This window comes from Corallococcus sp. 4LFB, from assembly GCF_046520365.1.
Taxonomy (GTDB): Bacteria; Myxococcota; Myxococcia; order Myxococcales; family Myxococcaceae; genus Corallococcus; species Corallococcus caeni.
This window is the reverse complement of record NZ_JBKGHJ010001288.1, coordinates 1-307: the sequence shown is the minus strand read 5'-3', so window position 1 is coordinate 307 and position 307 is coordinate 1. Positions and strand designations below refer to the sequence as shown.

Here is a 307-nt window from a genome sequence, read left to right as displayed (position 1 = left end):
TCTCCGTCTTCGAGCTCTTCGCGCCGCTGGTGCGAGGCGGCAGCGTGGTGGTGGTCCGCAACGCGCTGCACCTGTTGGAAGAGAAGCCCGAAGCAGAGGTGACGCTCATCAACACTGTGCCCTCGGCGATGGCGCAACTGGTGCGCCTGGGAGCGGTGCCGCCGTCGGTCCAGGTCATCAACCTCGCGGGCGAAGCGCTGCCGGAGACGTTGGCGAAGGCCGTCTACGCAGTGCCGACGGTGAAGAAGCTCAACAACCTGTACGGCCCGTCGGAGGACACGACGTACTCGACGTGGTCGCTGGTGGG

The 307-nt window shown here is 66.4% G+C and carries 1 protein-coding gene; it reads left to right on the top strand.

Annotation, left to right across the window (positions count from 1 at the left end):
* On the top strand, positions 1–307 hold a 307-nt coding region (locus tag ACLEQD_RS45360), incomplete at both ends, for an AMP-binding protein (RefSeq protein WP_410392069.1).